The 19,453-nt window shown below is 56.0% G+C and carries 19 protein-coding genes; 6 read left to right on the forward strand and 13 right to left on the reverse strand.

The genetic code is table 11. The annotated features are described in order from the left end of the window. Positions 1–10: 10 nt before the first annotated feature. The 6 genes from ruvB to aspS all read right to left on the reverse strand — a co-directional run bounded on the left by ruvB (position 11) and on the right by aspS (position 5,278). Complete coding sequence (ruvB, locus tag ACN9MQ_RS13670; RefSeq protein ID WP_014170640.1) at positions 11–1,021, reverse strand: Holliday junction branch migration DNA helicase RuvB; 1,011 nt, start codon at positions 1,019–1,021, stop codon at positions 11–13. 8 nt (positions 1,022–1,029) lie between these two features. Beyond that, the gene (gene ruvA, locus ACN9MQ_RS13675; RefSeq protein WP_020883395.1) at positions 1,030–1,641 is read right to left on the reverse strand and encodes a Holliday junction branch migration protein RuvA; all 612 of its coding nucleotides are present in this window, start codon (positions 1,639–1,641) and stop codon (positions 1,030–1,032) included. 80 nt (positions 1,642–1,721) lie between these two features. Continuing rightward, on the reverse strand, positions 1,722–2,243 hold the full coding sequence (gene ruvC / locus ACN9MQ_RS13680) for a crossover junction endodeoxyribonuclease RuvC (RefSeq protein WP_025203848.1): 522 nt from the start codon (positions 2,241–2,243) through the stop codon (positions 1,722–1,724). Between the two features lie 34 nt (positions 2,244–2,277). Then, complete coding sequence (locus ACN9MQ_RS13685; protein ID WP_014170643.1) at positions 2,278–3,018, reverse strand: YebC/PmpR family DNA-binding transcriptional regulator; 741 nt, start codon at positions 3,016–3,018, stop codon at positions 2,278–2,280. A 27-nt stretch (positions 3,019–3,045) separates the two neighbouring features. Beyond that, a complete protein-coding gene (gene nudB / locus ACN9MQ_RS13690) occupies positions 3,046–3,489 on the reverse strand; it encodes a dihydroneopterin triphosphate diphosphatase (RefSeq protein ID WP_014170644.1) in 444 nt (147 codons plus the stop codon). 1 nt (position 3,490) lies between these two features. Continuing rightward, positions 3,491–5,278: an aspartate--tRNA ligase gene (gene aspS / locus ACN9MQ_RS13695; RefSeq protein ID WP_032678430.1), complete on the reverse strand. Its 1,788-nt coding sequence runs from the start codon at positions 5,276–5,278 to the stop codon at positions 3,491–3,493. 264 nt (positions 5,279–5,542) lie between these two features. On the opposite strand from aspS, the gene ACN9MQ_RS13700 reads away from it, so the two are divergent. Genes ACN9MQ_RS13700 through cmoB form a run of 5 tightly spaced genes read left to right on the forward strand, consistent with a single transcriptional unit; the run spans position 5,543 to position 9,123 of the window. Then, positions 5,543–6,109, forward strand: coding sequence for a hydrolase (locus tag ACN9MQ_RS13700; protein ID WP_032678431.1), 567 nt, complete (start codon positions 5,543–5,545; stop codon positions 6,107–6,109). Beyond that, on the forward strand, positions 6,106–6,924 hold the full coding sequence (locus tag ACN9MQ_RS13705; protein WP_040017790.1) for a DUF72 domain-containing protein: 819 nt from the start codon (positions 6,106–6,108) through the stop codon (positions 6,922–6,924). The genes ACN9MQ_RS13700 and ACN9MQ_RS13705 overlap by 4 nt, the downstream gene beginning before the upstream one ends. Before the next feature lie 51 nt (positions 6,925–6,975). Continuing rightward, complete coding sequence (locus tag ACN9MQ_RS13710; RefSeq protein ID WP_020883391.1) at positions 6,976–7,371, forward strand: MAPEG family protein; 396 nt, start codon at positions 6,976–6,978, stop codon at positions 7,369–7,371. 40 nt (positions 7,372–7,411) lie between these two features. Beyond that, positions 7,412–8,155 (forward strand): carboxy-S-adenosyl-L-methionine synthase CmoA, encoded by a 744-nt coding sequence (cmoA, locus tag ACN9MQ_RS13715; RefSeq protein ID WP_020883390.1) that lies wholly within the window; start codon positions 7,412–7,414, stop codon positions 8,153–8,155. After that, the gene (gene cmoB / locus ACN9MQ_RS13720) at positions 8,152–9,123 is read left to right on the forward strand and encodes a tRNA 5-methoxyuridine(34)/uridine 5-oxyacetic acid(34) synthase CmoB (RefSeq protein ID WP_020883389.1); all 972 of its coding nucleotides are present in this window, start codon (positions 8,152–8,154) and stop codon (positions 9,121–9,123) included. The genes cmoA and cmoB overlap by 4 nt, the downstream gene beginning before the upstream one ends. Before the next feature lie 177 nt (positions 9,124–9,300). Here the strand turns inward: cmoB and cutC are convergent, their stop codons facing one another. Together cutC and ACN9MQ_RS13730 are read right to left on the reverse strand one after the other, a co-directional pair. After that, a complete protein-coding gene (gene cutC / locus ACN9MQ_RS13725; RefSeq protein ID WP_121339431.1) occupies positions 9,301–10,044 on the reverse strand; it encodes a copper homeostasis protein CutC in 744 nt (247 codons plus the stop codon). A gap of 76 nt (positions 10,045–10,120) precedes the next feature. Further along, positions 10,121–10,681 carry a VOC family protein gene (locus ACN9MQ_RS13730; protein ID WP_014170652.1) on the reverse strand — a complete coding sequence of 187 codons (561 nt, stop codon included), beginning with the start codon at positions 10,679–10,681 and terminating at the stop codon, positions 10,121–10,123. A gap of 239 nt (positions 10,682–10,920) precedes the next feature. Between ACN9MQ_RS13730 and argS the strand changes: the two genes are divergently transcribed. Continuing rightward, on the forward strand, positions 10,921–12,654 hold the full coding sequence (gene argS, locus ACN9MQ_RS13735; protein ID WP_014170653.1) for an arginine--tRNA ligase: 1,734 nt from the start codon (positions 10,921–10,923) through the stop codon (positions 12,652–12,654). A 34-nt stretch (positions 12,655–12,688) separates the two neighbouring features. Here argS and ACN9MQ_RS13740 read toward each other — a convergent pair whose 3' ends face one another. The 5 genes from ACN9MQ_RS13740 to flhB form a co-directional block, all read right to left on the reverse strand. Continuing rightward, positions 12,689–13,828, reverse strand: coding sequence for a glycoside hydrolase family 88/105 protein (locus ACN9MQ_RS13740; RefSeq protein WP_032680772.1), 1,140 nt, complete (start codon positions 13,826–13,828; stop codon positions 12,689–12,691). Between the two features lie 4 nt (positions 13,829–13,832). Beyond that, a complete protein-coding gene (locus ACN9MQ_RS13745) occupies positions 13,833–15,416 on the reverse strand; it encodes an MFS transporter (RefSeq protein WP_426262640.1) in 1,584 nt (527 codons plus the stop codon). Between the two features lie 264 nt (positions 15,417–15,680). Further along, positions 15,681–16,073, reverse strand: a complete 393-nt coding sequence (flhE, locus tag ACN9MQ_RS13750) for a flagellar protein FlhE (protein WP_049023826.1) — start codon at positions 16,071–16,073, stop codon at positions 15,681–15,683. Next, the gene (gene flhA, locus ACN9MQ_RS13755) at positions 16,073–18,151 is read right to left on the reverse strand and encodes a flagellar biosynthesis protein FlhA (RefSeq protein WP_014170658.1); all 2,079 of its coding nucleotides are present in this window, start codon (positions 18,149–18,151) and stop codon (positions 16,073–16,075) included. The genes flhE and flhA overlap by 1 nt, the downstream gene beginning before the upstream one ends. Further along, the gene (gene flhB / locus ACN9MQ_RS13760) at positions 18,144–19,292 is read right to left on the reverse strand and encodes a flagellar biosynthesis protein FlhB (RefSeq protein ID WP_014170659.1); all 1,149 of its coding nucleotides are present in this window, start codon (positions 19,290–19,292) and stop codon (positions 18,144–18,146) included. Before flhB ends, flhA begins: the two co-directional genes overlap by 8 nt. Positions 19,293–19,453 lie beyond the last annotated feature (161 nt).

The following is a 19,453-nucleotide window of genomic DNA, read 5'->3' on the forward strand; positions in this document are numbered from 1 at the left end:
GGGACCTCTGCTACGGCATCGCTGGCGGGGTAATACCAAAATGGTTCCACGCCCGCACCGTTGCCATACGACCGCGCGGGGTACGTTGCAAGAAACCCTGCTGGATCAGATACGGCTCAAGCACATCTTCAATTGTCTCGCGCTCTTCACCAATCGCTGCCGCCAGGTTATCCAGTCCGACCGGACCGCCAAAGAACTTATCCAGTACCGCCAGCAACAGCTTACGGTCCATGTAGTCAAAGCCTTCAGCATCCACATTCAGCATATCCAGCGCCTGCGCTGCAATCTCAGCCGAGATCGTGCCATCGTGCTTTACTTCGGAAAAGTCACGTACGCGACGCAACAGGCGGTTCGCAATACGCGGCGTCCCCCGTGAGCGCTTCGCTACCTCAAACGCCCCTTCCTCGCTCATCTCCAGCCCCATATAGCGGGCACTGCGGCCAACGATATGCTGAAGATCCGCAACCTGATAGAACTCCAGACGCTGAACGATACCAAAACGATCGCGAAGCGGAGAGGTCAATGACCCGGCGCGCGTCGTCGCGCCAATCAGGGTAAACGGAGGCAGATCGATTTTGATGGAACGTGCTGCCGGACCTTCACCGATCATGATGTCCAGCTGGTAATCTTCCATTGCCGGATAGAGCACCTCTTCCACGACCGGCGACAGACGGTGGATCTCATCGATAAACAGCACGTCATGCGGTTCAAGGTTGGTCAACATTGCCGCCAGATCGCCCGCTTTTTCCAGCACCGGGCCAGAGGTTGTGCGCAGGTTAACGCCCATTTCATTGGCGACAATGTTCGCCAGCGTGGTTTTCCCCAGACCGGGAGGGCCAAAAATCAGCAGGTGATCGAGTGCATCGCCGCGCAGTTTTGCCGCCTGGATGAAGATCTCCATCTGAGAACGAACCTGCGGCTGGCCAATATACTCATCAAGCAGTTTCGGGCGGATGGCGCGATCCACCACGTCTTCTGCCTGAAGGGTGCCTGCCGATACCAGGCGATCTGCTTCAATCATCCTTTACCTCACAATGCCGCGCGTAGCGCTTCACGAATCAGGGTTTCACTGCTGGCATCCGGTTTGGCAATTTTGCTCACCATCCGGCTGGCCTCCTGAGGTTTATATCCCAGCGCCACCAGCGCAGCAACCGCTTCCTGTTCAGCATCGTCAGAGGCTTGTGCGCCCGGCGAGGTAAGCACCAGATCAGCGGCAGGCGTAAACAGATCGCCATGCAGACCTTTAAAGCGGTCTTTCATCTCGACAATCAGACGCTCCGCGGTTTTCTTGCCGATACCCGGGAGTTTAATCAGCGCAGCAGGATCTTCGCGCTCAACGGCATTGACGAACTGCGGAGCGGACATGCCGGACAAAATTGCCAGCGCCAGCTTCGGCCCGACGCCGTTGGTTTTGATCAGCTCGCGAAACAGCATCCGTTCCTGTTTGTTATTGAAGCCATACAGCAACTGGGCATCTTCACGCACCACAAACTGGGTAAAGACAATCGCCTCTTTGCCCGCGTCCGGCAACTCATAGAAGCAGGTCATCGGCATATGGACTTCATAGCCCACGCCACCGACTTCCAGCAGCACTAACGGGGGTTGTTTTTCAATGATGATGCCTCTGAGTCTGCCTATCACGTGACGCTCCTGCGTTCTGGAAGAAATTAACTGCCGACATAATAAAAAAAGGCTGGATAAACATCCAGCCTGATTTGTCATTATCGTAACCTGCCTCGCGCCAGATTAAGCCGCGATTCGCTCATCTGAACCGCGTTCTGGCTTATATGACAGTGGGTAATGGCTATCGCCAGCGCATCGGCGGCGTCTGCCTGCGGGTTCGCGGGAAGCTTCAGGAGCGTGCGCACCATATGCTGCACCTGACTTTTCTCCGCGCTACCAATCCCCACGACGGTCTGTTTGACCTGTCTGGCTGCGTATTCGAACACCGGAAGATCCTGATTCACCGCCGCAACGATGGCGACGCCCCGTGCCTGACCCAGTTTTAACGCTGAATCGGCGTTTTTCGCCATAAAGACCTGCTCGATGGCAAAAAAGTCGGGTTGAAACTGGGTGATGATCTCCGACACGCCAGCATAGATTAGCTTCAGGCGCGACGGCAGATCGTCCACTTTGGTCCGAATACAGCCGCTGCCAAGGTAGGTTAACTGGCGCCCTACCTGCCGGATGACGCCATAACCGGTGACGCGCGAGCCGGGGTCAATCCCGAGGATAATCGACATCACGCGTCTCCCGTAAACGGTTTATACGCTCTCATCAGAGAGTCGCTGCAACCTCATCAGAGATTTCACCGTTATGATACACTTCCTGCACGTCGTCGCAGTCTTCGAGCATGTCGATCAGACGCAGCAGTTTAGGTGCCGTTTCCGCATCCATGTCCGCTTTGGTTGACGGGATCATGGAGACTTCAGCGTTGTCGGCTTTCAGACCCGCCGCTTCCAGCGCGTCACGTACTGCGCCCATCTCTTCCCACGCGGTGTAGACGTCGATTGCGCCATCATCATAGGTCACAACGTCTTCTGCACCGGCTTCCAGCGCCGCTTCCATGATTACGTCTTCGTCGCCTTTCTCGAAGGAGATGACGCCTTTTTTGCTGAACAGATAGGCCACGGAGCCGTCAGTGCCCAGGTTACCACCGCATTTGCTGAAGGCATGACGCACTTCCGCTACGGTACGGTTACGGTTGTCGGACAGACATTCAACCATCACCGCCGTACCGCCAGGACCGTAACCTTCATAAATGATGGTTTCCATGTTCGCGTCTTCATCACCGCCTACGCCACGAGCGATAGCACGGTTCAGGGTGTCACGCGTCATGTTGTTGGACAGGGCTTTATCCACTGCCGCGCGCAGACGCGGGTTAGACGCCGCATCGCCGCCGCCCAGACGTGCCGCTGTAACCAGCTCACGAATAATTTTGGTGAAGATTTTACCGCGCTTGGCATCCTGTGCCGCTTTGCGGTGTTTGGTGTTGGCCCACTTACTATGACCTGCCATAAAAATTTCCTCAAAGAGCGCGCCTTTTCAGGCTACGTTAATTACAAATTCTTCAATCGCCTGCCGGTTGCTCCACGATTTGGTCAGTGCAGCGGCATCCGCCGCATCCACCCAGCGGTAGGTCAGGTGTTCGGTAAACACGATCTCCCGTTCATGGGGGAGCGCGAGACAGAACCACGATTCCGTATTGCGCTCAATACCCGGCGCATAGCGATGACGTAAATGGCTAAAAATTTCAAACTCCACCGTGCGCTGACAGTCCTTCAGGGTCAGTTGCTCGCAAGCAACGTCAATGGTGACCTCTTCCTTTACTTCGCGCGCGGCGGCCTGCGACGCGGTCTCCCCCTCTTCCAGGCTGCCGGTAACCGACTGCCAGAAATCAGGGTCATCACGCCGCTGCAACATCAGCACCCGTTTCGTATCTTCTGCATAAATGACAACCAGAACCGAAACGGGACGCTTATACTGCATATTATTCGTTCTCCGAAATCTCTTTTGAAGCTTTCGGAAGCACCTGAATGCCCAGCTCAGCCAGCGCGGCCGGGTTGGCAAAGCTTGGGGCTTCCGTCATCAGACAGGCCGCAGCCGTGGTTTTCGGGAAGGCGATAACATCACGAATGTTGTCGGTGCCGGTCAGCAGCATGGTCAAACGGTCAAGACCGAATGCCAGACCCGCGTGTGGCGGCGTACCGTATTTCAGGGCGTCCAGCAGGAAGCCGAATTTCTCGCGCTGTTCGTGCTCGTTGATTCCCAGAATACCAAACACTGTTTGCTGCATTTCGCCGCTGTGAATACGCACGGAACCGCCACCCACTTCGTAGCCGTTGATAACCATGTCATACGCGTTTGCTACCGCATCTTCCGGTGCCGCTTTCAGCTCTGCCGCCGTCATGTCTTTTGGCGAGGTGAACGGGTGGTGCATTGCGGTCAGGCCGCCTTCACCGTCGTCTTCGAACATTGGGAAGTCGATTACCCACAGCGGAGCCCATTTGCTCTCGTCCGTCAGGCTCAGGTCTTTACCCAGCTTCAGGCGCAGCGCGCCCATTGCGTCAGCAACGATTTTCTTATTGTCTGCGCCAAAGAAGATCATGTCGCCATCCTGTGCGCCCGTGCGCTCGAGGATCGCTTCCACGATTTCCGCGTTCAGGAATTTCGCCACCGGGCTGGTAATGCCTTCCAGACCTTTCGCACGTTCGGTCACTTTAATATAGGCCAGACCTTTCGCGCCGTAGATCTTGATGAAGTTGCCGTAATCGTCAATCTGCTTACGGCTCAGCGCCGCACCGCCCGGTACACGCAGGGCAGCCACGCGACCTTTTGGGTCGTTAGCCGGGCCGGCAAATACCGCGAACTCAACGGATTTCACCAGGTCTGCAACGTCCACCAGCTCCATCGGGTTACGCAGGTCTGGTTTGTCAGAGCCGTAGCGACGTTCAGCTTCAGCGAAGGTCATGATGGGGAAATCACCCAGTTCCACGCCTTTCACGTCATTCCACAAACTGCGCACCAGGGCTTCCATCACTTCACGCACCTGCTCGGCCGTCATGAAGGAGGTTTCCACATCGATCTGGGTAAATTCTGGCTGACGGTCAGCACGCAGGTCTTCGTCGCGGAAGCATTTTACAATCTGATAGTAGCGATCGAAGCCGGACATCATCAGCAGCTGTTTGAACAGCTGAGGAGACTGTGGCAGCGCGTAGAATTTGCCTTTGTGTACACGGGAAGGAACCAGGTAGTCGCGCGCGCCTTCCGGCGTGGCTTTGGTCAGCATTGGGGTTTCGATGTCGAGGAAACCGTGGTCATCCATAAAGCGACGCACCAGGCTGGTGATTTTCGCACGGGTTTTCAGGCGCTGAGCCATTTCCGGACGACGCAGGTCCAGATAGCGGTATTTCAGACGCGCTTCTTCAGTGTTGACGTGGTTGGAGTCCAGCGGCAGCGCTTCAGCACGGTTGATGATAACCAGATCCGACGCCAGCACTTCAATTGCGCCGGTCGCCATGTCTGCGTTAACGTTTTTCTCGTCACGCGCACGTACGGTGCCGGTGACCTGAATGCAGAACTCATTACGCAGCTCAGAAGCCAGCTTCAACGCATCTGCGCGATCTGGGTCGAAGAACACCTGAACGATACCTTCGCGGTCGCGCATATCGATGAAGATAAGGCTCCCAAGATCACGACGACGATTGACCCAACCACACAGGGTTACCTGCTGTCCAACGTGGGACTGACGCAGCTGCCCGCAATATTCTGTACGCATGAGATATCCCTTAATTAGCCGCAGGCTAAATGTCGCCTGGAATGCAGGCTACTATGTCGCAGCTTTCTGTATGTCACAACTGGATGAAAAAAGGCGGCTATTATACTGGAAATTCCGCCAGACGATAAGAGCGAACCACGGCCAGACGGTCGTTTGCTGCGCGCTTATTGCGTATTCTCACAAAAATTAACAAAATTATCCGACCGATAACAGGTCATTACGTCGTAAGGTGTAGCGGAAGCGACTCATTTCACTGGAGTTACCATGTTAACACTTAATGCCCGCAAAACCGCGCTTGTGGTGATTGATTTACAGGAAGGGATCCTGCCGTTTGCCGGAGGCCCGCACAGCGCCGAAGATGTTGTCAGCCGCGCCGCGCGTCTGGCAGAAAAATGCCGTGCCAGCGGGGCCCCTGTGATCATGGTGCGCGTTGGCTGGTCAGCGGATTTCGCTGAGGCCTTAAAACAGCCTGTCGATGCTCAGGTTGCAGCACATTCACTACCTGAAAACTGGTGGACCTATCCGGTTTCGCTCGGCAAACGGGACAGCGATATCGAAGTGACCAAACGCCAGTGGGGCGCATTCTACGGCACCGATCTTGAGCTGCAGCTGCGTCGGCGCGGTATCGACACCCTGATTCTCTGTGGGATCTCCACCAACATTGGCGTGGAATCCACCGCCCGAAACGCCTGGGAACTGGGCTTTAACCTGGTGATTGCTGAAGATGCATGCAGCGCAGCGTCTGCGGAGCAGCACCAGGGCAGTATGACCCACATCTTCCCGCGCATTGGCCGCGTGCGAAGCACGGACGACATTATAAGCGCCCTATGATCTACCTTGGCCTGCCCCAGTGGTCGCACCCGAAATGGGTGCGCCTGGGTATTACCAGCCTTGAAGAATATGCCCGTCATTTCAACTGCGTCGAGGGCAATACCACCCTCTACGCGCTACCCAGAGCAGAGATTGTTGAGCGCTGGCGCGACCAGACGACCGATGATTTCCGCTTCTGCTTCAAGTTTCCGGCGACGATCTCCCACACCGCTGCGCTGCGAAACTGCGGTGATTTGACCCACGAGTTCTTTGGCCGGATGTCACCGCTGGCGAACCGCATCGGTCAGTACTGGTTGCAGCTTCCGGCCACCTTTAGCCCACGTGACCTGCCTGCGCTATGGCAGTTCCTTGATACCCTGCCCAAGGACTTTACCTATGGCGTTGAGGTGAGACATGCGGCGTTTTTTGCCAAGGGAGAGGCTGAAACGGCGCTTAACCGTGGCTTACATGCGCGCGGGGTGAACCGGGTGATTCTCGACAGCCGTCCCGTGCACAGCGCCATCCCGCATAACGAGGCCATCATTGATGCCCAGCGTAAAAAGCCCAGAGTGCCTGTTCACGCCGTGGTCACCGCGCAAAACCCGATGGTCAGGTTTATCGGCAGCGATAATATGCAGCAAAACCAGGAGATGTTCGCCGTCTGGCTGCAAAAATTAGCAAAATGGGAGCAAACCACCACGCCGTATCTCTTTCTCCATACGCCGGATATCGCTCACGCCCCCGAACTGGTCGATGTTCTCTGGCAGGCCTTGCAGGCTGCGGTTCCGTCTGTAGGCAGCGCCCCTTCTATCCCACAACAATCTTCTCTTTTCTGATATCAGCCCCTATCATAGGAAGGTGCCATCTGCCAAAAACAGGGAGTTAGTATGGTCAGCGCGCTGTATGCGGTGTTAGGTGCATTACTGCTGATTAAGTTTTCATTTGATGTTGTGCGCCTGCGAATGCAGTACCGTGTTTCTTACGGTGACGGCGGTTTTTCGGAGTTACAGAGCGCTATCCGCATTCACGGTAACGCGGTTGAGTACATCCCCGTTGCGTTAATTTTGCTGCTGTTTATGGAAATGAACGGCGCGGAAACCTGGATGGTGCACGTCTGCGGCCTGCTTCTGATTGCCGGCCGGTTAATGCATTATTACGGCTTTCACCACCGCTTATTCCGCTGGCGTCGTTCCGGCATGAGCGCGACCTGGTGTTCGCTTTTGCTGATGGTGCTGGCTAACCTTTGGTATATGCCGTGGGAGTTGGTTTTCTCCTTCCATTAGCGCACAATACGCCACTTTATTTTTCCCGGATTTTTACGTTATGTCAGATCGCGACACGCTTTTTTCCGCGCCTATCGCCAGCCTGGGCGACTGGACCTTTGATGAACGGGTAGCCGAAGTCTTCCCGGATATGATCCAGCGCTCTGTTCCCGGTTATTCCAATATCATCTCTATGATCGGCATGCTGGCTGAGCGTTTCGTTCAACCCGGCACGCAGGTATATGATCTGGGCTGCTCGCTCGGCGCGGCAACGCTGTCTGTTCGTCGTAACGTTCACCATGAAGGCTGCAAAATCATTGCCGTTGATAACTCCCCGGCCATGGTGGAACGCTGCCGTCGCCACATCGACGCGTATAAAGCCCCGACGCCAGTCGAGGTTGTGGAAGGTGATATCCGTGATATCGACATCAATAACGCGTCGCTGGTGGTTCTGAATTTTACTCTGCAGTTCCTGGTGCCTGAAGACCGTCAGCTGTTGCTGGACAAAATTTATAAAGGCCTGAAACCCGGTGGCGCGCTGGTGCTGTCCGAGAAATTCAGCTTTGAAGATGCCGAAGTGGGTGAGCTGCTGTTCAATATGCATCACGACTTCAAACGGGCCAACGGCTATAGCGAACTGGAAATTAGCCAGAAACGTAGCATGCTCGAAAACGTGATGCTGACGGACTCCGTCGAAACCCATAAAGCACGCCTGCGTCAGGCAGGCTTCGAGCACAGCGAACTGTGGTTCCAGTGCTTCAACTTCGGCTCGCTGGTGGCGCTGAAAGGTGGGGACATCGCATGATCGAGTTCAGTAATTTCTATCAGTTGATTGCCAAAAACCACCTCTCCCACTGGCTGGAGACGCTGCCGGCACAAATTGCTGCCTGGCAGCGGGATCAGCAGCATGGTCTGTTAAAGCAGTGGTCCAACGCGGTGGAGTTTCTGCCGGAACTGACCCCGCACCGTCTGGATCTGCTCCACAGCGTTACCGCGCAAAGCGAAACGCCGCTTCCGCCCGGGCAGATAAACCGCATTGAAACGCTGATGCGTAACCTGATGCCGTGGCGCAAAGGTCCGTTCTCACTCTACGGCGTTAACATTAATACTGAATGGCGTTCTGACTGGAAATGGGATCGCGTGCTGCCTCACCTTTCCGACCTCACCGGGCGAACCATTCTGGATGTTGGCTGCGGCAGCGGTTACCACATGTGGCGCATGATTGGCGCAGGGGCGCATCTGGCGGTGGGGATTGACCCTATGCAGCTGTTCCTGTGCCAGTTTGAAGCGGTGCGTAAATTGCTGGGTAACGACCAGCGCGCGCACCTGCTGCCGTTGGGTATTGAGCAGCTCCCTGCCCTGAAGGCGTTTGACACCGTGTTTTCGATGGGGGTCCTGTACCACCGCCGCTCCCCACTCGAACATCTGTGGCAGCTGAAAGATCAGCTGGTCAGCGGCGGCGAACTGGTGCTGGAAACGCTGGTGGTAGAGGGTGATGAAAATACCGTTCTGGTGCCGGGCGATCGCTATGCGCAGATGCGGAACGTTTACTTTATCCCTTCCGCGCCGGCGCTGAAAAACTGGCTGGAGAAATGCGGTTTTGTGGATGTCCGTATTGCCGATGTCTGCGTAACGTCAACTGAAGAACAGCGTCGCACCGACTGGATGATCACCGAATCGCTGGCGGAATTCCTCGACCCGGCAGACCACAGCAAGACTGTCGAAGGGTATCCTGCGCCAATGCGCGCGGTGTTGATCGCGACGAAACCGTAGATTCCCCCGGTCCTCTTCCCAAAGGGGCGAGGGAGAAAAGACCGCACCGTACTGTCCCTCTCCTCTTTGGGGAGAGGGTTAGGGGCATAAAAAAAGGCCCCTGTTGAAATTGCAGGGGCCTGGTACAAGCAAGCATCATATTGGGCGACATGATGCGCGGTAAAAATCGGTACGTTGCTACACGTGATGACGTTCAATCATCGATTTCATTACCGCAACCGACTCTCCCTCTACACCGTAGCGTGAGTACTCATCCGCTTCAGCATCCGTCGACATTGACAACCCTGTGTTGCGATAACGCATGGGCGATGGCATCCATTTGCCCGCAGAGCTGTGAAGCTCCTCTACCCCGGCGTTTAAAAACAGTTCCATATTGCTGGCACGCACTCCCGCACCCGCCATTATTATTGGAACACCGGAATGTGCTTTTAGTTCCGTAATTAATTGCAGTCCTTTTTCAGCAGAGGACTGCTGACCCGATGTCAGGACCCGCGCCACGCCAAGTTCAGCAAGAATATCAAAGGATTGCAGAGGATCTTTACACATATCAAACGCACGATGAAAAGTGACCGCCATCCCTTTTGCCGCGTTCATGACCTGACGCATGCGCGGCAGATCGACATTGCCGTCTTCATCAAGCAACCCAATAACCAGGCCGGGGAATCCCAGATCGCCAACGAGAGTGATATCTTCAAGCATGGCACTGAACTCGCCCGGCGTGTAACAGAAATCGCCGCCGCGAGGACGAATAATCGGGTGTACCGGAACGGTGACAGCCTGACGGGCAGACTTCAGCATCCCGTATGAAGGCGTTAACCCACCCTCTTTGGGTGCGGCGCACAGTTCAATGCGGTCAGCCCCGTGCTGTTGCGCGGTGACGGCACACTCCACGCTGTAACAACAAATCTCCAGCAGCGCCATTACATCCTCCTTAATATCCACTTAACGCACCATCATGACACGCAGGCTACGCCCGGTCTCAGCGTACGGTCACATCTTATGCTTCGCTGGCAACAATCTGTTCAATCGTCCAGGGATGGAACTTCACGGTAACCTGTCCGTCAGTGACGGCCAGAGTAGGATTAGGCAGACGCTCACGTTCGCCTTTCGGGGAACTTGTTTTCACAAAAATGCCAGGCTTGCTCAGACCCTCGTCAGACAACAGCGCCAGTGCACGCGCATTCAGCGTTTCGGGCTCACCCGGCAGGACAATTTCGATATGCTCCCAGCCTTCATGCGGATAGCGTTTCTCGCCCGGCCAGGGCAATTCGACCACACTGAACTGCCAGTGAGCCACGCACACCGGTTCATGCAGTTTGAACAGGCAGATGGGGCGACCGTTAATGATGTTCTCTGAGAGCAACTCGCCACACTGTTCAAACCCGCGACGCCAGCGCTCGGCGGTTGCGTTCTGATGGCAGCGCAAGGAGATGTGATCGGCCTCAAGCGGCGCAATATCCAGACCAAGGCGGGTGGCAAGTTCTGTGAACGCCTGGGTGAAGCGCGGTAAATCTGCGGAAATATCATGCAGTTCGTCAATGGAGTGCCAGTTCGCCATACGTCAGTCTCTTATCGTGTCGCAAAGCCGCTAATTTACTCTGTTGCCCTCTTTCGACCAACCTCTGAATAGCGGTTTTTACGACTGCATGTTTATGCATGCTTTCTTAGCCTGGATTCTGAGCAATCTTCGGCCCCCGCAATGCTGACGCCAGAAGGCATTTGCAGTATACTCCCGCCCTAAATTCTTTAACTGGCGCGGGCGGTTATTTGCCCGCATCAAAAATGTAAGGTATCCAGGTGAATATTCAGGCTCTTCTCTCCGAAAAAGTCAGTCAGGCACTGATTGCCGCAGGTGCGCCTGCGGATTGCGAACCGCAGGTTCGTCAGTCAGCAAAAGTACAGTTTGGCGACTATCAGGCTAATGGCGTGATGGCAGTGGCTAAAAAACTGGGTATGCCGCCGCGACAACTCGCCGAGCAGGTGCTGACTCATCTGGATCTCACCGGTATTGCCAGCAAAACTGAAATCGCCGGCCCTGGATTTATCAACATCTTCCTTGAGCCTGCTTTCCTGGCACGCCACGTTGACGCGGCGCTGAAATCTGACCGTCTGGGTGTTTCCCAGCCAGAAGCGCAGACCGTGGTGATTGACTACTCAGCGCCAAACGTGGCGAAAGAGATGCACGTCGGGCATCTGCGTTCCACCATTATCGGTGACGCGGCCGTGCGTACCCTGGAGTTCCTCGGTCACAAAGTGATCCGCGCGAACCACGTGGGCGACTGGGGTACCCAGTTCGGGATGCTGATTGCTTACCTGGAAAAACAGCAGCAGGAAAACGCGGGTGAGATGGCCCTGGCAGACCTGGAAGGGTTCTACCGCGAAGCAAAAAAACACTACGACGAAGACGACGCTTTTGCCGAGCGCGCGCGCAGTTACGTGGTAAAACTGCAGGGCGGCGACCCGTACTTCCTCGAGATGTGGCGTAAACTGGTTGACATCACCATGTCCCAGAACCAGCTCACCTATAACCGTCTGAACGTTACCCTGACCCGTGACGATGTGATGGGTGAAAGCCTCTATAACCCGATGCTGCCTGGCATTGTGGCTGACCTGAAGGCCAAAAACCTGGCGGTTGAGAGCGAAGGCGCGACGGTCGTGTTCCTTGATGAGTATAAAAACAAGGAAGGTGAACCGATGGGCGTGATCATCCAGAAAAAGGATGGCGGCTATCTCTACACCACCACCGATATCGCCTGTGCGAAATACCGTTACGAAACGCTGCATGCGGACCGCGTGCTGTACTACATCGACTCCCGTCAGCACCAGCACCTGATGCAGGCGTGGACTATCGTGCGCAAAGCAGGCTACGTGCCGGATTCCGTGCCGCTTGAACACCATATGTTCGGCATGATGCTGGGTAAAGACGGTAAGCCGTTCAAAACCCGTGCAGGCGGTACCGTGAAGCTGTCCGACCTGCTGGACGAAGCGCTGGAACGCGCCCGCCGTCTGGTGGCCGAGAAGAATCCGGATATGCCTGCCGATGAGCTGGAAAAACTCGCCAACGCCGTGGGTATCGGTGCAGTGAAGTACGCGGATCTCTCCAAGAACCGTACCACCGACTATATCTTCGACTGGGATAACATGCTGGCCTTTGAAGGTAATACTGCGCCGTATATGCAGTACGCCTACACCCGCGTGCTCTCCGTGTTCCGTAAAGCCAGTATCGATGAAAGCGCGCTGGCCAATGCTGAGGTGATCATTTCCGAAGATCGCGAAGCCCAGCTGGCGGCACGTCTGCTGCAGTTTGAAGAGACGCTGGCCGTTGTCGCACGTGACGGTACCCCGCACGTGATGTGCTCTTACCTGTACGATCTGGCGGGTCTGTTCTCCGGTTTCTACGAACACTGCCCTATCCTGTCTGCGGAAAGCGAAGCGGTCCGCAACAGCCGCCTGAAGCTGGCTCAGCTGACGGCGAAGACCCTGAAGCTGGGTCTGGATACCCTGGGTATCGAAACCGTAGAGCGCATGTAATAAAAAAACCCGGCCATCGCCGGGTTTTTTATGTTCAAAAATATTTGCGCAGGTATTCCGTTAAACACAGGATTGCCATGGCCTGTCCATAGGGCATCGACGTGAGTGGGATCTGGCGATAGAACGCCAGATCGCTGCCCATCCCCGTACCGAACGACGTCTGCAGTAACTCCCCTTCCGGCGAGATATTTTCCACAATGCCGCGAATCGCTTTCTCCGCCACCTCAGCATATTCCGCGCCGACATAGCGTTTACGCACCGCTTTCAGAATACCGTAGGCAAAGCCTGCCGTGGCTGACGCCTCAAGGTAGGCGTGCGGATCGTCGAGCAGCGTATGCCACAGGCCGCTATCGTCCTGACATTTGGCGAGGGCCGCAATCTGCGCGTTCAGCACCTGCACAAGGTAGCGGCGAACGGCGTTATGTTCAGGCAAATCCACCAGCTCAAGGAAATCCGGGATCACGATGGTCAGCCAGCTGTTGCCTCGTGCCCAGCGTGCCTTCGCAAAGTTATGGTGGCCTTCGTAATTCCAGCCGTGGAACCACAGGCCGGTTTCACGATCCATCAGGTTTTGCACGTGCAGCAGAAACTGATACACCGCCTCTTCAACGTACTCCGGTTTATTAAGGAGTTTGCCGATTTTCGCCAGCGGCAGAACCGTCATCATCAGCGTGTCATCCCACATCTGCTGAGAATTCTCTTCCGCCAGGGTGATGTGCTGCATGCCGCCATGGTCGGTGCGCGGCATCTCATTCATGGCCCACTCCGCCCAGCTTTCCAGCCACGGCAGCCAGGCCGGGTTTCTGGTCTCTTCATAACGATATGCCAGCGTCAGGAACGGTGACATGGTATTCACGTTTTTGGTGGTCGCCCCTTCCCTGAAACGATCGGCAAACCAGCGGTCAATGATGTCACGCATCGCTTCGTCGCCCGTCTGGCAGTAATACTGCCAGATACCGTATAACCCCACGCCGTGGGTCCACTCCCAGCCTGCCCATCCTTTGGTGTCAATGACCCGCCCGTCGTCCAGGCGCAGTAAAAACTCACCTGTTGTATCGTGGATATTAACGAGGTTATGCGTCACCTTTTCAATCAGCGATTTCAGCTCGTCCCGGGCGATGAAATGCGCAGGCTGACGCAGGAGTGGACTGTGTTTGACCGGCCAAACTTTCATTATCTTAACCTCTGTTGTATGTCGAATTCAGTACCGCGCGCCCCTTCAGCGAAGGTGCCGCAGGCTTATTACGATTCAGATAACCGATGTTGTTATTGCCCCACAGCGACGCATAAGGCATACCGGCCAGCATCTCCACGGTGGCGCGGGCTTCTGGTGTCGCACTCTCAGGAATGGCGCGGCCAGACGCGCGCATTTTGGCGGTCTCTTCACGCAGCGTGGTGTGGGTGTGCAAATTGAGTTTGAAACGCAGCGAAACCAGGAAGCCGCAGAACAGAACCAGAAGCGTTCCCACGCTCAGGATCAGCAGAATGGTGTGGCTCACTTCCGCGGGCTGGGTCTTTTGTCCGCTTACAAAGCCGGACATCTGCATCACAATGCCCACCAGCATTACCGCCCCCGCCTGCGAGGCTTTACGGGTCAGCGTCATGATGCCGGCGAAAATCCCTTCGCGGCGCTGGCCGGTGATCACTTCATCGACATCAGCAATGTAGGTGTAGGTATTCCACGGTACATAGTTGATCCCACCGCGTCCCAGACCGGCAACTGCAGAGACCAGCAATAACAGAGAGTAGATATCACTCAGGCCCGCGTAATACAGCACGGCGTAGGAAAGCGATGCCAGGCCAAACAGCACCACGACCATCCGATAGGACGGCGCGGGTCCGAAGCGAATGCACAGCGGGATCATGGCGATAACCGCAATAAACTGGAAGATAGCCATCGTGCCCAGCAGGCTGGAGGCCATGGATGCTTCCTGCATCAGCACGAAAACCACGTAGTAGGTAAACACGGCATTAAAGACGTCCTGGGCGATATACCCGCCAAGGTACATCCCCAGATGCTGACGAAAAATTCTCACGCGCAGCGTAGAGCTCAACTCCACAAACAGGCGGTTGAGGCTCTGCCCGAGCGACAGTTTCTTCTTCTCTTCTTCGGCACGCAGGGCGGCTTCGCTCCACTCTTCCCGCGGTCGCTCCCAGGTGAAGAACCAGACGAGCATCAGCATCAGCGCGCACAGCACGGAGAAGACCAGGCTTGCATAGAAAAAGGAGACCGCGTTGTCTTTGCCGAAATGCGTGAGCAGGATCCCCGGCAGGAATGAGGCCAGGATGGCAGACATTTGCGCCATCAAGATACGGGCACCTGAGAAGCGGGTTTTCTGTTTAAAGTCATCGGTCATTTCCGGCACCAGCGTTTCGTACGGCACCAGAATCATGGTGTAGACGATATCGAACACCAGATAGGTCAGCAGGTAATACCAGAAACTCATCTCCCCCACCCACATCAGGGAGTAGCTGAACACGCACGGGATCCCCAGCAGAATAAAGAACTTACGCCGACCGAAGCGCTTGCCGAGCCAGGTCGTGCCAAAGTTATCGGTCAAAAAGCCCATCAAAGGGCTGACGACGGCATCCAGTACCCTTGCGGCGGCAAAGATGAAGGTTGCTTCAATCGGGGAGAGTCCACAGAACGTTGTATAAAAATACAACAGCCAGGCCGCCGTCAGGGCGGTGGTTCCCGCCCCGAGGAAATCGCCTGACCCGTAAGCAAGATAATTTGCGAGTCCAATTTTTCGTGTTTTCATTGCCGTCAACCCTACTCAGTTTTGGGAGACTCCCTGTAAGCAAAATCTGATCCGGGAGTTATTACACGGCTACAGTAAGAGTATCGACCTGGTGATACCTTTCTGTTTTTGCCATCACCGGCAAGCGGCTGGCAAAAATGCAAAGAGTGTCGTTACGCGTGTCACTGATTTATAAAACAGCGTTTCTTTTACATCAAAAGAGGAGGTCATTTTTTGCGAGCCAGCCATCAGAAATGACTGATGGCTGGCGTAAAAAGCGGGGTATTAGCGGTAGTTGACGATAACGGAATTACGCTGAACTTTCAGCGCAGGGATCAGGCGTCCGCCGCCCGGCACTTCCCAGATAAAGCGCAAAGGTTCGACAGCAGGCACGCCGTTGAAGGCCTGAGTGGTGCCATTCTCTCCGTCAATTTCCGTACAGCGTGTCTGGGAGCACAGCCGTACCCGAAGCCCTGCAGGCGTTGGGCCAATAAGCGTGTAGTTCCAGACCACCAGGGTCATCAGACCGGACACCGGCTCAGTCGGTGATAGCGGTCGCGAAGACATGGCGACACCGCGGTTGCTGAGGGTCACGCCAATGCTGCTGGCCTGCCAGGTCCCTTCCCCGGCGGCCTGGGCCACCAGCGGAAAAAGTAAGATCCATAACCACTTACCCATTATTTTCCTCCGATCGTCGCCGTCATACGGATATGACGGTTATCCGACAACTCCATATTCGACAGCACGACCAGCTGGTTCAGGCTACGGCGCAGGAAGCGCGACAGCAGCGGACGCAGCGCATGGTTCACCAGCAGAACCGGTGGCGCACCCAGCATCTCCTGACGCGCCAGCGCCTCTTGTGTTTGCTCCAGCAGACGGTCGGCCAGGCCAGGTTCCAGCCCTCCACCGCCCTGCAGAGCCTGCAGCAGCAGACGTTCAAGCGGCGTATCGAGGCCGATAACCTGCACTTCCCCGGTGCCCGGGAACCACTGCTGCGTGATCGCCCGCCCCAGTGCCACGCGCACCACCGCCGTCAGTTCGTGCGGATCGCTTTGCAACGGTGCATGCTCGGCGAGGGTTTCCAGAATGGTACGCATATCGCGGATCGGCACTTTTTCCTCGAGCAGATTTTGCAGCACCTTGTGCAGCGTGGTCAGCGTCACAACGCCTGGCACGAGATCTTCCGTCAGCTTCGGCATCTCCTGCGTGACGCGATCGAGCAGTTGCTGGGCTTCCTGACGACCAAACAACTCTGCCGAGAATTGTCCAATCAGATGGTTCAGGTGGGTCGCCACCACGGTACTCGCCTCCACCACGGTGTAGCCCTGAATTTGCGCCTGCTCTTTCAGCGCGCTTTCAATCCAGATAGCAGCCAGGCCAAAGGCCGGGTCGATGGTTTGCTCGCCCGGCAGCGTACCCGCCGCGGTGCCTGGGTTAATGGCCAGCCAGCGGCCAGGATAAGCATCACCGCTGCCAATCTCTACGCCTTTCATCAGAATACGATAGCGCGCAGGCGGCAGATCCATATTGTCGCGGATGTGAACCACCGGCGGCAGGAAGCCCATGTCCTGGGCGAATTTTTTACGGATGCTGCGGATTCGGCCCAACAGTTCGCCATCCTGCTGGAAATCGACCATCGGGATGAGGCGATACCCTACTTCCATTCCCAGCGAGTCTTCCAGTTGAACGTCGTTCCAGGTCGCTTCCACGGCCTGCGTGTTCTCCGGCATTTTTACCGGAGCAGGTTCCGCTGCCGGGGTCATCTCACGACCACGCATCCACCAGGCAAGACCCAGCAATGCCGCAGTGAACAGCAGGAACACCAGGTTTGGCATTCCCGGCACCAGACCGAGCAGGCCCAGCACCGCAGCGGCCAGCAGCATCACGCGCGGGTTGCTGAAGAGCTGCCCGACCATCTGCTCGCCAACATCCTGATCGGTACTGACGCGGGTCACGATAACCCCCGCCGCCGTTGAGATGACCAGCGCCGGGATCTGAGCCACCAGACCGTCACCAATGGTCAGCAGCGTATAGCTTTCCGCCGCGTGGCCCATGTCCATACCGTGCTGCAGCACGCCCACCAGCAGGCCGCCGACCACGTTAATCACCATGATCAGGATGCCCGCAATGGCATCACCGCGAACAAACTTACTCGCACCGTCCATTGAGCCGTAGAAGTCAGCTTCCTGCGTCACTTCCGAGCGGCGCTTTTTGGCTTCATCTTCGGCAATAAGCCCGGCGTTCAGATCCGCGTCGATGGCCATCTGCTTGCCCGGCATCCCGTCAAGCACAAAACGCGCGCCCACTTCCGCGATACGTCCGGCACCTTTGGTGATAACCATAAAGTTAATGATGACGAGAATGACGAACACCACGATACCGATGGCAAAGTTACCGCCGACCAGGAAGTGGCCGAATGCCTCAACCACTTTACCCGCCGCAGCAGCACCGGTATGGCCTTCCATCAGGATGATACGGGTTGACGCCACGTTCAGCGCCAGCCTTAACAAGGTGGTAAACAGCAGAATGGTCGGGAATGCGGCGAACTCAAGGGTGCGCTGGGTGAACATCGCCACCAGCAAAACCATAATGGACAACGCAATGTTGAATGTGAAAAGCAGGTCGAGGATGAACGCCGGAAGCGGCAAAACCATCATCGACAGGATTAGCAGGATGAGAATCGGTCCGGCAAGGATCTGCCATTGCGTCGATTTCAGGTTGCCGGGCAGGCGCAACATTGCCACCAGATTAGCCATCAGTGTCCTTCTCGTTCATAAAATCCAGCGCGTCAGGCACCGGAAGGTTCTCAGGTTTCACAGGCCGTTGACCGCCAGCCAGACGCCAGCGTTTCAACTGCCATACCCAGGCCAGCACTTCCGCCACCGCGGCGTAGAGTTGTCCTGGGATCTGTTGTCCAATTTCCGCATGGCGATACAGCGCGCGCGCCAGCGGAGGCGCTTCGAGTATGGGCACCCGGTTTTCGGTACCAATTTCACGAATACGCAGAGCGATGAGCCCCGCCCCTTTCGCCACCACTTTCGGCGCGCTCATTTTGTTTTCGTCGTACTGCAGCGCAACGGAATAGTGTGTCGGGTTAGTCACAATGACGTCGGCTTTTGGCACATCTTCCATCATCCGCCGACGGGCGGCAGCACGCTGCATCTGGCGGATACGCCCTTTCACGTGCGGGTCACCTTCCATCTGCTTATATTCATCCCGAATATCCTGACGAGACATGCGCAGTTTCTTGAAGTGGCTGTAAAGCTGGAAGATAACGTCAAAACCCACCATGGGAATAATGCTGAGCACCACCAGCAGTGCACAGAGCCCGGCCAGGTTCAGCGCATTGCTCATCGCGGTTAACGGCGATTCGCTGATAAGGCGCATCATTTCCGGCCAGTGGTGCCAGAGAAAAAAACCGCCGGTACTGCCCATCAGGACCGATTTCAGAATCGCTTTAAGCAACTCCGCACCGGTTTGCGCCGAGAACATTTTCGCAATCCCCGGCAGCGGGTTCAGTTTCGAAAACTTGGGTTGCAGCGATTTCCCGCTAAACACCAGACCGCCCAGCATTACGGGCGAGACCAGCGCCACCAGCACGACGCCGGTAATCAGGGGCAACAGCGCAAGCATGGCATCTTTAACGAGCAGGATTATCTGGCTGAGGATCAGGTTAGGGTCGTTGACCATACTGTGGTCAAAACGCAGGCCAGCCGAGAGCATTCCCGCCAGTTTGCGGGCAAGCGCCTCCCCACCCCACCAGATAATGCACACGCCTACGATGAGGATCAGCAGGGATGTCAGTTCTCGGGATCGGGGGACCTGCCCTTCCTCACGCGCTTTTTCTAGTCGGTGGGGTGTGGGGGCTTCCGTTTTGTCGTCGTTCTCTTCTGCCACAGTGCCTGCTCGCAGCCCATTTAGTCACGGGTATCATGCCAGCCTGACCCTTCATCAATGGGTTGAAAAAACCCAATAACCGGGTTCTTTTAGCCAGTTCAGCGTCGGAGCAATCGGGTGATGAGTAAATAACGGCAAAAAAAATTTGAGATAGCGTTTGG

It is taken from the genome of Enterobacter sp. R-25 (assembly GCF_049913205.1).
In the GTDB taxonomy this organism is placed as follows: domain Bacteria; phylum Pseudomonadota; class Gammaproteobacteria; order Enterobacterales; family Enterobacteriaceae; genus Enterobacter; species Enterobacter ludwigii.

What these genes read in the sequence shown, in the direction of transcription:
- ruvC (WP_025203848.1), bottom strand. Translation starts at nt 2,243, where the DNA reads ATGTCGATTATCCTCGGGATTGACCCCGGCTCGCGCGTCACCGGTTAT.
- ACN9MQ_RS13700 (WP_032678431.1), top strand. Translation starts at nt 5,543, where the DNA reads ATGTTAACACTTAATGCCCGCAAAACCGCGCTTGTGGTGATTGATTTA.
- flhA (WP_014170658.1), bottom strand. Translation starts at nt 18,151, where the DNA reads ATGGCTAATCTGGTGGCAATGTTGCGCCTGCCCGGCAACCTGAAATCG.
- nudB (WP_014170644.1), bottom strand. Translation starts at nt 3,489, where the DNA reads ATGCAGTATAAGCGTCCCGTTTCGGTTCTGGTTGTCATTTATGCAGAA.
- cmoA (WP_020883390.1), top strand. Translation starts at nt 7,412, where the DNA reads ATGTCAGATCGCGACACGCTTTTTTCCGCGCCTATCGCCAGCCTGGGC.
- ACN9MQ_RS13705 (WP_040017790.1), top strand. Translation starts at nt 6,106, where the DNA reads ATGATCTACCTTGGCCTGCCCCAGTGGTCGCACCCGAAATGGGTGCGC.
- ACN9MQ_RS13745 (WP_426262640.1), bottom strand. Translation starts at nt 15,416, where the DNA reads ATGAAAACACGAAAAATTGGACTCGCAAATTATCTTGCTTACGGGTCA.
- flhE (WP_049023826.1), bottom strand. Translation starts at nt 16,073, where the DNA reads ATGGGTAAGTGGTTATGGATCTTACTTTTTCCGCTGGTGGCCCAGGCC.
- ACN9MQ_RS13740 (WP_032680772.1), bottom strand. Translation starts at nt 13,828, where the DNA reads ATGAAAGTTTGGCCGGTCAAACACAGTCCACTCCTGCGTCAGCCTGCG.
- aspS (WP_032678430.1), bottom strand. Translation starts at nt 5,278, where the DNA reads ATGCGTACAGAATATTGCGGGCAGCTGCGTCAGTCCCACGTTGGACAG.
- ruvB (WP_014170640.1), bottom strand. Translation starts at nt 1,021, where the DNA reads ATGATTGAAGCAGATCGCCTGGTATCGGCAGGCACCCTTCAGGCAGAA.
- ACN9MQ_RS13710 (WP_020883391.1), top strand. Translation starts at nt 6,976, where the DNA reads ATGGTCAGCGCGCTGTATGCGGTGTTAGGTGCATTACTGCTGATTAAG.
- cmoB (WP_020883389.1), top strand. Translation starts at nt 8,152, where the DNA reads ATGATCGAGTTCAGTAATTTCTATCAGTTGATTGCCAAAAACCACCTC.
- cutC (WP_121339431.1), bottom strand. Translation starts at nt 10,044, where the DNA reads ATGGCGCTGCTGGAGATTTGTTGTTACAGCGTGGAGTGTGCCGTCACC.
- ACN9MQ_RS13730 (WP_014170652.1), bottom strand. Translation starts at nt 10,681, where the DNA reads ATGGCGAACTGGCACTCCATTGACGAACTGCATGATATTTCCGCAGAT.
- ACN9MQ_RS13685 (WP_014170643.1), bottom strand. Translation starts at nt 3,018, where the DNA reads ATGGCAGGTCATAGTAAGTGGGCCAACACCAAACACCGCAAAGCGGCA.